Origin of the sequence: Glaciecola siphonariae (genome assembly GCF_042652645.1) — a bacterium.
Classification (GTDB): domain Bacteria; phylum Pseudomonadota; class Gammaproteobacteria; order Enterobacterales; family Alteromonadaceae; genus Glaciecola; species Glaciecola siphonariae.
In genome coordinates, this window is sequence record NZ_JBHSGU010000002.1 from 87,477 (window position 1) to 101,147 (window position 13,671).

The following is a 13,671-nucleotide window of genomic DNA, read 5'->3' on the forward strand; positions in this document are numbered from 1 at the left end:
TTAGCATGCTTACTAACAAAAAATTAAGAACGCTTCTAATTGCGCTTCCTGCTATCACTTTGATGGCGTGTTCATCAGGCCCTAGCGATGAAGAATTAGAAGCTGAACGCAACCGTGTTGCTGCAGAACAGCAAGCGCAAGCAGATCGTCAAGCTGCTGAGGCTAAAGCACAAGCAGAGGCTGCTGCAGCAGAGCAAATGCAGCGTGCTAAAGAAATGCTGGCGCAAGAAAAAGCCGCGTTAGAATCACAGCAAACCGTGTATTTTGATTTTGACCGCTCTACTATCAAATCTGAGTTCTTCCCAGTGCTTAGAAAACACGCAGAGTTTTTGGTTAAAAACCAAGACCAAACGGTTGTGATTGAAGGTCATACAGATAGCCGTGGTACGCCAGAGTACAACATTGCATTGGGCGAGCGTCGTGCTAAAGCAGTTGAAACCTTCTTACAAAACGAAGGTGTTCGTGGGTCACAAATCTCAGTTGTGTCTTACGGCGAAGAGAAGCCAGCGGTAATGGGTAGCTCTGAGTATGCCTTTGCACAAAACCGTCGTGCCGTTGTGGTGTATCAATAAACGATGAAGGTACACTTAATCAGTGCACTTGGATTAACCTTAGTAGCTGGTGCTTGCCTTGCGCAAGCGCCAGTTGTTGACGTTAATCAAAGCAGTACCCAAACATCAACAGGCACAGTGCTAAGTTCAAGCGACTTAGAAACGCGTCTAGCAGTAATCGAACGGATTGTTGAATCTCGCTCAGAGAATCAGCAGAGAATGCAGCAGCAGCTCGACATGCTGCAGGCTGATGTTGACAACATTACCGGTTCGATAGAGTTACATAACCATCAGCTTGAAAAAATTCTTGAGCGCCAAAGAGAGCTTTTTTTAGAGCTTGATAAACGTTTTGAGAATTTACAGCAGCAAAGCGCAAGCCTTGCAAGCAATATCAACACCGTTGGTGCGGTGACACCTCCTGTCAATGCGCCTGTGGCAAACCAAAGCGAACAAGATGCGTATCAGGATGCAGTAAACCTGATTTTAAAAGAACGTGACTATGAGCGCGCAGTGCCGGCGTTTCAGGCTTTCTTAGCGCAGTATCCGGGTTCTGATTTAACTGACAATGCACACTATTGGCTAGGTCAGCTCTTGTACAATAATCAAGATTGGGATGGGGCAAAAGAGCAATTTGTGCAGGTGGTTGATAAGTTTACCAGTTCGCCAAAACGCGCTGACTCACTGCTCAAGCTTGGCATGATTGCAAAAAATGCAGGTAACACGAGTTTAGCCAATCAATATTTTGAACAGGTGCTTGCAGAGTACCCAAACAGCACCTCAGCTCGTTTGTCTTCGGAGCAGTTGGCCAAAGGGTAAGCGAACATCTAGGTGCTTTGTTTACTTTGTGTGCACTTGGGTAATTAAATCGGAAAAATCTCATTAAAAGGTTGCACGAGGTTTCGATTTAAGTATTATATGCCGCCGTTGCCGCAGATACTGTCAACGGTAAGCATAGAGGGTCGTTAGCTCAGTTGGTAGAGCAGTTGACTTTTAATCAATTGGTCGCTGGTTCGAATCCAGCACGACCCACCATCTATGTATAATCTCGACAAGGTACAATCGCCAAAAAAAATTGTGGGTCGTTAGCTCAGTTGGTAGAGCAGTTGACTTTTAATCAATTGGTCGCTGGTTCGAATCCAGCACGACCCACCACTTTTCAAATACATCCCAGAACTAGCGTCCAAGATTTTCAACAATTGCATGAACTTTTTACTTGCCATGCGTATAATACCCAAACGTTTTTAAAAGACTCCATTACTATGACACTAGCCGAACGCGTCGCGCCTATCGCTTTTCCGTTTCCAGAAAAACCTAAAAAATTAAGTGCTGATCGCACCGAACAATTGCAAGCACAAATTAAAGCCCTGCTTGTTGAGCAAGATGCCGCTCTTGTTGCTCATTATTACACCGACCCGGTGATCCAAGCCTTGGCTGAAGAAACAGGTGGATGCGTGTCTGATTCTTTAGAGATGGCGCGTTTTGGGCGCGATCACAGCGCACAAAAACTCGTAGTTGCTGGCGTTAAATTTATGGGCGAAACCGCTAAAATTTTAAGCCCAGAAAAAACCGTTATTATGCCCACCTTGGAGGCGACTTGTTCGCTAGATTTAGGGTGTCCTGAAGAAGAGTTTACCAAGTTTTGTGACGCCCATCCTGACAGAGTGGTTGTGGTGTATGCAAATACCTCAGCGGCGGTAAAGGCGCGCGCAGATTGGGTGGTTACCTCGTCGATTGCGCTAGAAATTGTTGAGCATCTCGACAGTGAAGGTAAAAAGATAATTTGGGGCCCAGACCGTCATTTAGGGGCATATATTCAAAAGCAAACTGGCGCCGATATGCTGATGTGGAACGGCGAGTGTATTGTACACGACGAATTCTCAGCTCAGGCTCTTATTAAGGCCAAGCAACTGTATCCAAACGCCGCAGTGCTAGTGCATCCGGAGTCACCGGCAAGCGTAGTAGATATGGCAGACGCTGTTGGCAGCACGTCGCAGCTTATTAAAGCCGCTCAGAGCATGCCTAACGATACTTTTATTGTAGCCACAGACAAGGGCATCTTTTACAAGATGCAGCAGCTAGCGCCGGGTAAGACGCTAATAGAAGCACCTACTGCTGGCAATGGTGCAACGTGTAAAAGCTGCGCGCATTGTCCGTGGATGGCAATGAATGGTTTAGAGGCGATGCACAACGCTTTACTAAAGAGCGCAGGCAGAGAAATCTTTGTTGATGAAGCGCTCAGACAAAAAGCCATGATACCCCTCGAACGTATGTTAACGTTTGCCGCGAGTTTGCGCTAAACACTTAAACTCCTTATGTGCTTGCGCGTTCTGCCGTTATCTTAGACTAAGCGGAAATTTCTGCGTCTATGGTAGAGCACAAAGCATGCAAAAAGTAATCGACCGATTTGATGGTGATAAGCGCCTCACACTCACATTTTATTTGAGTTGTTTTGGCGCATCAGTGCTATTTATTTTTGGCACCTTGAGTGTGATAACGGGTAATACGCCCACCGGTATTGCTTTGCTCTGCGCCATGATGCTCGGCTTAATTAACCTCTTCGTGCTATTTTCAGGCTATCGTCGTTACGCTCGGCGAGCCTTAGCCCTGATTGTTTTTCTCATTAGTATCAGCTTGATAGTGTTTGGCGGAAAAGCAGAGACAGGACATCTTTGGACCTATCCGAACATCGCGATTGCAATAGCCGTATTATCTTATAAAGAGGGCGTATGGTTTTCGATGTTTTATATGCCTATTAAAGCGGTTTTGATGCTTAATTCTCACAATATTCCTTTTAGCGTTGAATACGAGGCTATGTTTACCGCGCGTTATCTAGCAAGCGGTATTGCTTTGGCCGCCATCTGTTTAGTGTTGGTAAAGGCTCAGGAAGAGGTGAGTGCCCTGTTGCAAAAACGCACGGTTACTGACGAACTCACCGGTTTGTACAACCGCGGTGTGGTGGCCAGTAAACTTAATAAAGCGAATATGCGACAACCTACAGGCATTAGCTATTTGCTGTTATTAGACATAGACCATTTTAAACAGATTAATGATAAGTTTGGGCATGACGTGGGTGATAAAACTCTTGTGTTAATCGCAAATCTGTTGCGCAAACACGTTCGCGATACAGATTTGGTAATCCGTTGGGGCGGAGAGGAGTTTTTGATTATTTTAAGAGATGCGAGCGCCGAAGGTGCGGTGAAAAAAGCGGAACAAATACGCGCTGCATATGAGGCTGACGAAGAGACCATCGCTCTGCTGATGCGCCCCGCTTCGGTAAGTATAGGTGTGAGCCGATTATCGGAAGACGAAGACCTACATACATCACTTATTAAAACCGATAAAAATTTATATTTGGCAAAGCAGCAAGGCCGCAACAGGGTGGTGGCAAGTCATTTAGACTAAGCGGCAATTTTATAAATGAATACTTGAATCAGAACGCGCTATTACCTAATATACGCGCTCAAATTTGGAGAGGTGGCTGAGTGGCTGAAGGCGCACGCCTGGAAAGTGTGTTTGGGGTTAAATCCAACGAGGGTTCGAATCCCTCTCTCTCCGCCAAATACGCAAGAACCCGCTAAAAGCGGGTTTTTGCGTATTTGAAGGAGAGTTTGGTTTGAGAATACTCCCGGTTCGACAAGTTGCGATTAAGCAACTTGAAACGAGCGCGCAAGCGCGAAGCCCGAAGGGTCAAAAATGCAAAAGCATTTTTGATTCATCCCTCTCTGCGCCAAATACGCAAGAACCCGCTAAAAGCTGTTTTTTGCGTATTTGAAGGAGAGTTTGGTTTGAGAATACTCACGGTTTTTCTTGTGTAAAGTGACCAAAACCAACGACATGCAGAAAAGATTGTCCGCACATCTAAGCATACAAACTCACAAAGCTTGAGAACATCTTCGGCGCACAGTGCAGGTAGCCTTGCGAGTAATCACATCCAGCATCTACTAGCCAGTTTAACTGCGCTCTACTTTCAACTCCCTCGGCCACGCACGACAAATTAAGGGATTGGCTCAATTGACATATGGCCGCGTATATTTTTTCTTGTTTGCTGTCTATCAACAGATTTCGTGTAAAGGTTTGGTCAATTTTAACCTCATCTACCGGTAAGTCTTTTAAATACGACAGTGATGAATAACAGGTGCCAAAGTCATCTATTGAAATACTTACACCGAGCGCTTTTAAGCGGCCTAAATTGGCTCTTACTACATCAATATCTTCGGCAAAAGTGCTTTCCGTTAACTCACACACTAACTGATGACAAATATCTTTATTCTCGCAGAGAATATGAATTAACTTATCAAAAAACAGAGGCTTGCGCAGGTCGTGAATGGTCGCATTAAAAGACAAAATAAAACGCTTTGAAGATATCGCGTTCAGTTTGCGTATATGCGCGAGTGTTTCTTGTAAAACAAAAGCTGTAATCGTATTTATTAGGCCACTTTTTTCAGCAATGGGAATAAACTCATTGGGCATAACCTCGCCTAGGGCTTTGCAATCCCAGCGCAGCAATACTTCTGCGCGATTGCATTCTTCAGTGCTGCAGTTAATTTGTGGCATAAACGCCAGCCACAACTCGTTTCTGCTAATTGCTTGGTTCAAATGTCGTTCAATAAGTGCACTACGATTGCTAGTTTCAAGCATTGACTTAGCAAATACTAAAAAGGTTCCTCGCGCATATTGCTTAGCATTTTTAAGCGCAATATTACTGCGATTTAACAAATTAACAGCGCTGTTTGCGTGCTGTGGATAACGTGCCACTCCCATTGATGTGCTGATATCAATTTGCGACCCTTGAATATCAAAGGGTATTTGTAAGGCATCTATCACTTCTGCTGCTATACTCTGCGCACTTTCGTCAGATTCATCTGGTAGTAGAATTAAAAACTCATCGCTGCTCAAACGAAAAATAGTATTTTGCTCACCCAAAACATTACTCAAGCGCACCACAATAGCTTTCAATAATGCATTGCCAATTTCGTGCCCGTGAGAATTATTGACTAATTTGAAAAAATCGATATTCAACAAAAATACAGTAAACGGCGATGTTGGCTGTGCATCAATCAATGAAGTGACGCTCGCCATGTAGAGGGCTCTATTGCCGCAACCTGTGAGCTGATCAAAAAACGCCAAATTAGACAGCTTGGTTGTTTGTGCTATTTGCTTTGAAACGTCTTTGAACATAGCAATAAAGTATTCAGGCTCAGTGGCTTCTCTGGGATAGGCTTTAATACTCATTGCCTGACTGTATATTTCACCATTTTTTCGGGTACTGTTTATTTCACCTTCCCAAAACCCAAAGTGTAAGAGCTCGTTCCATATTTGGGTGTAAAAGCCTTTGTCGTGCGCGTTTGAGCATAAAAAACTCGCATTTACGCCAATCACGTCGTCTTCTTGATAGCCCGTAATTTGTTCGAAGGCGCGATTGATTTGAATAATGTGTCTATCGCCGTTCACTACCACCAGTGCATGCTGGCTTTGCTCTAACAACTGCTCTAGCATTTCATTTTTAACATCAGGGTGTATGGCTTGTGTTTGGCTATTACGCGACGCTTTGTATCTTAGGTTGGCGCTTTTCTTGCCATTTTGCGTATTGGCAGAAAATAAGTCCACAGCCTGGCGAGGCTGCGTTAGTTGTGTAACGCAGGTGCCGAGTTCGGAATATGTATTTTCAATTTCACAAAGGTGAGAAAACATGCGCGTATGTGTCCGTTTACTGAATACTAGAGGCATATCTTAACGAGTGAGGTCAGCTCGGTATTTCAAATTCGTGGTTCGTTTTTATAGATTCCTGCTTTTACGCTTGTTGATTTTTTATACTTTACGATACTTAAGCGGCGTGATCCCAACGGTTTTTTTAAACACCGAATTAAAATGCGCCTGACTCGAAAAGCCCACCATATCTGCAATGTCAGACAAACTATAGTGTGTATTACGTAATAAGCGTTTAGCTTCATTTATACGCTCATTTAATACGTACTGATAAGGACTGAGCCCATAGCTTGATTTAAATTTTCGCGAAAAATGACTTTCGCTCATATTGGCAAGGTCTGCGAGCTCTTTTAGGCTAATGTCTCGGTTAAGCTGCTTTTGAATGTAGTTTTCTAAGCTCGAAATCGTTTCGTAGTCTAGTTTATTTGCCTGCTCACTTGCTTTAACTAAACTGCTTTGCCCGCTGCCAGCCTCCGGCAATTGCCTATCATCGGCAAGTGCAAGCGTGAGCGCAGTATAAATCGAGTCTTCGGTAAACGGCTTGAGGATAAATCCGTTAGGTTTAACGGAGGATACTCGTTCAATGGTAGGGCTGTCAGTTTGAGACGTAACAAACACGATTTTAAGTAGAGGATTAATTTCTCGTAAAAAGTACGCCAACGACACGCCGTCTTTTTCACCATCTATCCGAATATCTACAAAAGCGATATCAACATCTTCATCTTCGAGCAAGGTTTCGGCGCGCGTTGAGTTGTTAGCAATGCCAACCACCTCATGATTTAAATGCACTAAAATTGCCTGCAAGTCACGCGCAATAATAATGTTATCTTCAATGATGAGCGCTCGCGCCATATCTCAGTAACTCCGATGCCTTTTGTTGTTGAAATCTTCGTTGTTGTACAGCTATTACTAGGGTGCAATGCGCAATAACGTAAATACAAGAGTAAACGCTTGCTCGCTCATTTAACAGGAATACCGATGATTCGCCAGATAGTGCCGCTTTTGCTGGAGTCACATATCAATTCGGCCTCTAATTGCGTAACGAGGTCATTCACAAGTTCGAGTCCAATAGAATCGCTTGTTTTTCCTTCGCTATTAGACTCAAAACCAGAGCTAGATTTAAAACCAGAACCATCATCAGAAATGGTGAGTGTTAGTCGCGTGCCCTCTAGATAGCTCGCAATCTTAATCATGCCAGTGTTGCCAGCAAATGCATGCTTATAAGCATTTGTAATGAGTTCGCATAGAATAAGTCCGAGTGAGGTGAGCCTATCAAGCTCTAGGTTTACAGCAACTAAATCGGTTTCAATATGAATATCTTCTTGCCCAAAGCTATCGCTTAAAAGCGCCACGAGATCTTGAATATACTTATCACTGCTTAGGCTTTTTGCGTTCTGATCTTTATACAGATGTTCGTGCACCAAGGCCATCGAACGTGCTCTATTTGCGGCATCGCTCACTGAGTGACTTGAACTTTTATTCAAGCTTGAACGGCGAAAATCTATGTTCAATAGGCTTACTAATATTTGTAGGTTATTTTTAGTGCGATGATGTATTTCAGCCAAAAATGTCTCGCGGTTAGCTGCAAGCGTCTTTTGTGTGGAGTACAAGCGCCAAATCAAAAGTGAAACAGCTAACAAAGCAATAGCACCGCCAATCAGCAAGATTATTTGTAAACGCGAACGTTCAAGTTGTGTTTCAGTAATCAAACTATTTTGCTCAAGGAGTTGCATTTGAGTATCTTGTTCTCGTAATGCAAAAAGCACATCGGTGTTTGCGACTGCTCTCAGCTTGTCCGCATCGTAACGCGCTTGGCTTATTTGAAAGGCTGCTTCAGAGTAAGCTAGGGCTTGTTCATGGGCGTTAAGCGCCGTAAGCAGTTTTACCTGGCTTTGTGCATACAGAAGGCTTAAATATTGGTTGTTCGAGTTTTCGGCCAACTTTTCTGGAGTGCTGTTTTGCTCACCCATTAACTCCTGCGCCTTTGCAAGTGTTAATCGAGCTTGTTCGATTTTATTGTCTTCTACATAGCGCTGAGCAAGCCAACTAGAGGCAAGCGCTGCTTGTGAGGAGTCACCTTGACTCACATTTAGTGGGATTGATTGCTCTACCAGTGCAACAGCATTGTCTTTATTTCCTAGCTCAAATTGTGCAACACCTCTCCCATAGAGAATCGGTCCGGTATAAATGTCACTTTTAAGCTTGTCGTTGTGCACTGACGCAAGGGCGTATAATGTGATGGCTTGCTCAAAGTCGCCTTCGTTTCGGTAGACTGTGGCTAAGTTTAAGTACGCGAGGGCCAAGCGGTTATCAATCTTTGAGGGGCTCGACAAGCGCTGATAGATGTCGATAGACTTTTTATAAAACTCTATAGCGCGCTGAAGGTCTCCGAGGTTTACATAAATACCGGCTAAGTTAGTAAAGACAACGCCCTCTCTATCGTCACCTTCTTCTTTATTGATGCCGTCTAATACAAGCAGAATGTCGGAATAAAAGTTTGCCGCCTCTCCAAGGTCGCCACGCAATCTAGCCGATATAGCGAGTAAATTTGTATTACTTACAATCATGCGTTCGTTTGCTAGTTTTTCAGATAAAGCAAGAGACTCGGTAGCATACTGGCTTACATCATTGGCCTTGCCCGCGCGGCTGCTTTCTTTCGCTAGTTGATGAAGAAGGGTGGCTATGACCATAGAATCATTAGACTCTCGTGCCTGTATAAGTAGGCCAAGCATCTGCTCTTGACGCTCTTCAATGGTTAATGAATGAAAGTTTGGCAGCATCAATACACGCATCAAAAAGCGAGTAGTTGGGCCCATCTGCTTCGCAATCTCTTGCGCCTCGAAGTCGGCAGGAATGAGCAATACCCGCTCCATCATTTTGTTAAGTACTTTGATTTGCTGTACTTCTGCTAATTGGGGAAACTCAGCGATGCACTGAGCAACAAAGGAATTTACTTGCGATTGAGACTCAGTGAATATTTTTGCACACATCGGAGTCATGTTATTCCCAAAGGAAAGTCCCGAACTTGCTATCCATATTGCAAGCGTAATGCTCATTTTTAACAAAAACGTTTGTATGACTCGCATGCAGTAAAAGCGTAATGGCACATTAAACCTAAAATTACGCTAATTTCCTTAAGTTAATGCCGAATCGAATAACACTATCATTTTTTAAAATGATATGTCTATTACCACAAGCACTTATGTGTCTCTAGTTGTAAATATAGCTGCAATAAAATATCGAAAGGCATCTTAGTTTATGCTCAATGGCATCGCTGTAGGATATGTTATGAGACCTTTTTAAGCGTAGTCTCACTTACTCGGCTTTGAATCAGCAGAATAAGCTTCAGAACTACTGGCATCAAAAAATACATGCATATAACAAACAAAACTACCGCTAAATCGAACAATAGATATAAAACAAGCGCTTGTGCAGTACCCATTATAAACCCTTACTCATTACGAATCCTTTTTAGTATGAGGCAACACAAGCGAGCTAATGCAACGCCACGTGTTGTTGCGATGCTGCACATGGCATTTTAGACGCGATATGATTGTGTTGCATTGCTTGCTCTAAACAGGCAATACAGTGCTGGTATCTGCATGTTTGAGATAACCATGCTTGATTGAGTATGCGCTGCTTAACGTGATCAAGTGTTTGTTCAGCTTTGATAGGGCAGCCCAAAGAGTAATAGCCCTTCGCCAGCAAAATCGCTAACGACGTATACATTGTGGTGATTTGCCCTGATTCAGGCGCTTGAGTGAAAAGAATGTCGGCTGTTTCGTAGGCGCTGCCAATATGGGGGAGGGCGTTATCCCAACCTTTATCTTTTACTATGTTTGCTGCATCTTTAGACATGGGCACAAAAAACTTAAAAGCGCACAAGGGATTATCTTTTGCCCATTGCTGATGAAATTTACAGATAAATTGATATTGATACATACAACAACCCTTCGTAAATGATAATGATTAGCATTTACATTAAGGCTGTTTTAGGGATGTGTCAAGCTAGCGATTAAAAAATCGCTAACAATTTAGTGCTTCGTTTATCGAGTTCTTTATGCGCGGGCTACTGCGAAACATGCTGGGATGTAACAATAGCGACGAAGCTACTGCTTGGTCCTTGATGGCTGGTGCTTTGGGCGTAAACGTTAAAAAGGGCGTTTGCATCTGTGCCATTTCACGCCGCCTCTTTTAATAATTGTGCCGGCTGAATATTAAGACGCTGGAACAAATACAGGGCGCCTAAGCTAAATACAAGCAGCGAAGACGCAATCGCAAGCCCTGCGCCGGCCCAGTAAATATCCCATGCATATATTTTTAGCTGTAGGCGTAAAACTATTGCCGCAATGCTAAGCCCTAACAATATTGAAAAGGCACTGACGACTAGCGCTAGCAAGCCATACTCAATCGCGATTGCCTTTCGTATATATGAAATTCGTGCGCCCATGCAAAACAAAATAATGGCATGGTAGCTCTGTTTGTTTCTGCCCGCTGCCATGACGCTTGCTAGCACCATCAAACTAACGACTAAACTAATCGATGATATTACGCTTAAACCATTTGTGCCCTTGTCTAGCAGTTGACTGGCCGAATCAATAAGGTCTTTGGTGCGCACAGTAATAATATTTGGATAAGAGCGTGCCAGCTCGCTTTGCAAGGCAAGCGCTTCTTCGTCGTCCATATATACCGTGCCGACATAAGCATTAATAAAATCATCAAGCGCACCGTCTGAAAATATAGCCTCAAACCAGAAGCGTGTTTGAATGCCTTGTTGGCTGTAGATACCGCTTAACAATCCTGTTCGCTCTTGCCCCACCAAGGTAAACTGCACGCTGTCGCCTGGCTTTAGCTGCATTTGTGCCGCTTCGCGGTCTTCCATAATAAAAGCAAAGTCAAAGTCATCATTTGGCGTAAAATTAGCGTCCCAAATTGCGCCATCAACTATTTTTATGCCGTCGATATTGCCTGATAAATAGCTTAGTTTATGTTCATCGCGCGCCATATCTTGCCAATTTATGTCACGGCTCGATAAATCGCGTATGGTCGTGTTGTTAATCGCCGAAACTCTTCCTCGCACCATGGGCGATAGCGTAAGCTTGCTTACTGAATCAAAGCCTTGGGCAATACTGTTTACGCTATTTTTTTGCTCAGCTAACACGTCGTACAACACCAGCGCTGGCGACTCCTCTGGGATAGTAGTTTGTACAAGGCGCAGCAGGGCAAGCACAATCACCGTGCAAGCAACCAAAAGCGTTAGCGCAGTGCCCAATGAGAGCAGGGTGATACGAAGCGGTGTACCTGGCCTATGCATATTTGCCAATGCCAAGCGCGTAGCAGCATGGCTTGCTAACCACGGGCGTTTTTCCATCGCGCGGGAGAGTCTGCGTAAGCCATACACAACCAGCTCAAAAAATATTAAACATAGCGCGACGGTTACCAAAAAGGCAAAACCAAAGAGTATGTTTGGTATGACTAGCATCACAAGAGACGCTAATGTAACCACACACATGTAGCCCGCTAAGCGCCAGTGTATCGATGTCTTATTGCCACTTGTATTGCCACTGATATCGCTGGCTCTAAAGAGGTGTGCGACATCGACCTGTAGTGCCCGTCCAAGAGCCGGTAGAGCAAAGGTAAATGCCGTGATGATACCGAAAAACCAAGCGAGAAGTGCGGATTTGGCGACATCTGCAGTTTGAAGCGTCAACGCTAGGTCTTGTGCCAATACTTGGCTGCCCAAAAGAGCCATTGCTGCTCCGATGATGACACCGAGCAAACCTGATAGGGCCGCTAACACTAAGATTTGTATTACAAACACCTGCCCAATGCGCGCGTCTCTGAGGCCACAAGCCTTTAATGTGGCAATCGTCTCACGCTTACTTTGTAGATACACCGAAATACTATTGAACACGCCAAGCCCACCAATAAAGAGCGTGCTAAACGCTACTATCAGTAACCCTGATGCAATTTGAGACAAACGCTCGGCGATGCGAGCACTTCTATCTTCAAAGGTTTGTATTTCCCAATCTGTGTCCGGAAATTGCGCAATAAAGCTTTCTTCCCACGCATCGGCGGCTTGCTCAGTGCGTACTCGGTATTCATATTCTACGCGGCTACCCGGGCGGATTAATCCAGAGGCGTCCATTGCCTGTTCAGCAATTAACACTGGTGCGCCTCGCCAATTCGCGTTCAGTCTCCGGTCGGGTTGTTCTATCACTATAGCCCGAATTTCCAGCTCAAGTTCACCGATGTAGACTATATCTGAAACGGCCAGATTTTTACGCTCAGCCAGAACAGGGTCAATGGCTACGCCCCATTGTCCATCTATGTACGCCAATGCGCTGCTCAAACCCTGTTCAGGTGAGAGTTTAAGTTCACCATAGAGCGGGTAGGCGGCATCGGTACTTAATAGCTCCACTAATGCAAATTGGTCATCTTTGGTGCTCATCATGGTGTCTAGTTCACGGGTAAGTGATATATCACCGGTGTTGGCTATCCAATCTAAAACATCTTGTTGTATTGCTTGGTTTGACTCTATTTCAACATCGCCGCCCATAAGTGCTCGCGTGTCTGATAACAGCACACGATCGAGCATTTGATACAGGCTAGCGGCTGCCATGACCAGACACACCCCGAGCACCAAGCATGCGCAAAATAACCACAGACGCTTTACACTCTGAAGCAGGTCGTGCCAGGCGAATTTAAGCTGAAAGTTCATGGTTTTCTTCTACCCTGAGTGTCCCTGATTCGAGCCAAAACAAGCGTTTGCAGCGTTTAGCTAACCTCATATCGTGAGTCACTAATACGAGAGTAGACTGCGACTGAGCATGCAGATTAAACAGCATGTTTGCCACGCGTTCTCCGGTCTTTTCATCTAAATTACCAGTTGGTTCATCAGCTAAAATAAGTGTTGGCTCATGTACTAAGGCACGCGCGATAGCAACGCGCTGTTGTTCACCACCAGAAAGCTGTTGTGGGTAGTGGGTCGCTCTGTCTTTTAACCCCACTCGTTCAAGCATCTCACGCGCTTTATCTGAGGCATCTGCCCGACCTGCAATATCCAGCGGTAATGCGGCATTAGCTAAGGCGGTTAAGCTATCAATCAAATGAAATGATTGAAATACAATACCCATGTTATCGCGCCGAAAATCAGCGAGCTGGTCGGGTGATAAATCAGAAAGTTTTTGTTTGTTTAACGCAATATGACCATGGGTAGGTTGCTCTAGCGCCGCCAGCAATTGCAGTAATGTTGTTTTGCCAGAACCAGACGGTCCTACAATAGCGACAGTGTCGCCGCGCTTCATGCTAAAACTAATATCATCTAATACAACAAGGGGCGTGCTTTGTTGCCCAAACTGCATGGAAAGATTAGAAACTTGTATCAAGGAACCCTCCTGATGGCGCATGCGCG

Annotated in this window: 10 protein-coding genes and 3 tRNA genes; 7 read left to right on the forward strand and 6 right to left on the reverse strand. The window is 44.5% G+C overall.

What is annotated here, in order from left to right; all coding sequences use genetic code 11:
- Nucleotides 1–5 precede the first annotated feature (5 nt).
- The 7 genes from pal (at nucleotide 6) to ACFO4O_RS01850 (ending at nucleotide 4,109) form a co-directional block, all read left to right on the forward strand.
- On the forward strand, nucleotides 6–572 hold the full coding sequence (pal, locus tag ACFO4O_RS01820; RefSeq protein WP_382405583.1) for a peptidoglycan-associated lipoprotein Pal: 567 nt from the start codon (nucleotides 6–8) through the stop codon (nucleotides 570–572).
- Nucleotides 573–575: 3 nt separating this feature from the next.
- Complete coding sequence (gene ybgF, locus ACFO4O_RS01825; protein ID WP_382405584.1) at nucleotides 576–1,367, forward strand: tol-pal system protein YbgF; 792 nt, start codon at nucleotides 576–578, stop codon at nucleotides 1,365–1,367.
- 140 nt (nucleotides 1,368–1,507) lie between these two features.
- Nucleotides 1,508–1,583: transfer RNA gene (locus ACFO4O_RS01830), tRNA-Lys, on the forward strand.
- Between the two features lie 44 nt (nucleotides 1,584–1,627).
- Nucleotides 1,628–1,703, forward strand: a tRNA-Lys gene (locus tag ACFO4O_RS01835).
- A 107-nt stretch (nucleotides 1,704–1,810) separates the two neighbouring features.
- Nucleotides 1,811–2,848 (forward strand): quinolinate synthase NadA, encoded by a 1,038-nt coding sequence (nadA, locus tag ACFO4O_RS01840; protein WP_382405585.1) that lies wholly within the window; start codon nucleotides 1,811–1,813, stop codon nucleotides 2,846–2,848.
- 85 nt (nucleotides 2,849–2,933) lie between these two features.
- On the forward strand, nucleotides 2,934–3,953 hold the full coding sequence (locus tag ACFO4O_RS01845) for a GGDEF domain-containing protein (RefSeq protein WP_382405586.1): 1,020 nt from the start codon (nucleotides 2,934–2,936) through the stop codon (nucleotides 3,951–3,953).
- A 66-nt stretch (nucleotides 3,954–4,019) separates the two neighbouring features.
- Nucleotides 4,020–4,109 (forward strand) — tRNA-Ser (locus tag ACFO4O_RS01850).
- A 300-nt stretch (nucleotides 4,110–4,409) separates the two neighbouring features.
- Here the strand turns inward: ACFO4O_RS01850 and ACFO4O_RS01855 are convergent.
- From ACFO4O_RS01855 to ACFO4O_RS01880, 6 genes are all read right to left on the reverse strand, one after another.
- Entirely contained in the window at nucleotides 4,410–6,242 is a 1,833-nt protein-coding gene (locus tag ACFO4O_RS01855; RefSeq protein ID WP_382405588.1) for a putative bifunctional diguanylate cyclase/phosphodiesterase, read from the reverse strand.
- A 117-nt stretch (nucleotides 6,243–6,359) separates the two neighbouring features.
- Nucleotides 6,360–7,109 (reverse strand): response regulator transcription factor, encoded by a 750-nt coding sequence (locus ACFO4O_RS01860; RefSeq protein ID WP_382405589.1) that lies wholly within the window; start codon nucleotides 7,107–7,109, stop codon nucleotides 6,360–6,362.
- 107 nt (nucleotides 7,110–7,216) lie between these two features.
- Entirely contained in the window at nucleotides 7,217–9,256 is a 2,040-nt protein-coding gene (locus ACFO4O_RS01865; RefSeq protein WP_382405590.1) for a histidine kinase dimerization/phosphoacceptor domain -containing protein, read from the reverse strand.
- Between the two features lie 496 nt (nucleotides 9,257–9,752).
- The gene (locus ACFO4O_RS01870; RefSeq protein ID WP_382405591.1) at nucleotides 9,753–10,199 is read right to left on the reverse strand and encodes a hypothetical protein; all 447 of its coding nucleotides are present in this window, start codon (nucleotides 10,197–10,199) and stop codon (nucleotides 9,753–9,755) included.
- Nucleotides 10,200–10,437: 238 nt separating this feature from the next.
- Nucleotides 10,438–12,879 (reverse strand): ABC transporter permease, encoded by a 2,442-nt coding sequence (locus tag ACFO4O_RS01875; RefSeq protein WP_382405592.1) that lies wholly within the window; start codon nucleotides 12,877–12,879, stop codon nucleotides 10,438–10,440.
- An 82-nt stretch (nucleotides 12,880–12,961) separates the two neighbouring features.
- The gene (locus ACFO4O_RS01880; protein ID WP_382405594.1) at nucleotides 12,962–13,666 is read right to left on the reverse strand and encodes an ABC transporter ATP-binding protein; all 705 of its coding nucleotides are present in this window, start codon (nucleotides 13,664–13,666) and stop codon (nucleotides 12,962–12,964) included.
- Between the last annotated feature and the right edge of the window lie 5 nt (nucleotides 13,667–13,671).

Coding starts and splice junctions, on each gene's coding strand:
- pal (WP_382405583.1), top strand. CDS start 6: ATGCTTACTAACAAAAAATTAAGAACGCTTCTAATTGCGCTTCCTGCT.
- ybgF (WP_382405584.1), top strand. CDS start 576: ATGAAGGTACACTTAATCAGTGCACTTGGATTAACCTTAGTAGCTGGT.
- nadA (WP_382405585.1), top strand. CDS start 1,811: ATGACACTAGCCGAACGCGTCGCGCCTATCGCTTTTCCGTTTCCAGAA.
- ACFO4O_RS01845 (WP_382405586.1), top strand. CDS start 2,934: ATGCAAAAAGTAATCGACCGATTTGATGGTGATAAGCGCCTCACACTC.
- ACFO4O_RS01855 (WP_382405588.1), bottom strand. CDS start 6,242: ATGTTTTCTCACCTTTGTGAAATTGAAAATACATATTCCGAACTCGGC.
- ACFO4O_RS01860 (WP_382405589.1), bottom strand. CDS start 7,109: ATGGCGCGAGCGCTCATCATTGAAGATAACATTATTATTGCGCGTGAC.
- ACFO4O_RS01865 (WP_382405590.1), bottom strand. CDS start 9,256: ATGACTCCGATGTGTGCAAAAATATTCACTGAGTCTCAATCGCAAGTA.
- ACFO4O_RS01870 (WP_382405591.1), bottom strand. CDS start 10,199: ATGTATCAATATCAATTTATCTGTAAATTTCATCAGCAATGGGCAAAA.
- ACFO4O_RS01875 (WP_382405592.1), bottom strand. CDS start 12,879: ATGGCAGCCGCTAGCCTGTATCAAATGCTCGATCGTGTGCTGTTATCA.
- ACFO4O_RS01880 (WP_382405594.1), bottom strand. CDS start 13,666: ATGCGCCATCAGGAGGGTTCCTTGATACAAGTTTCTAATCTTTCCATG.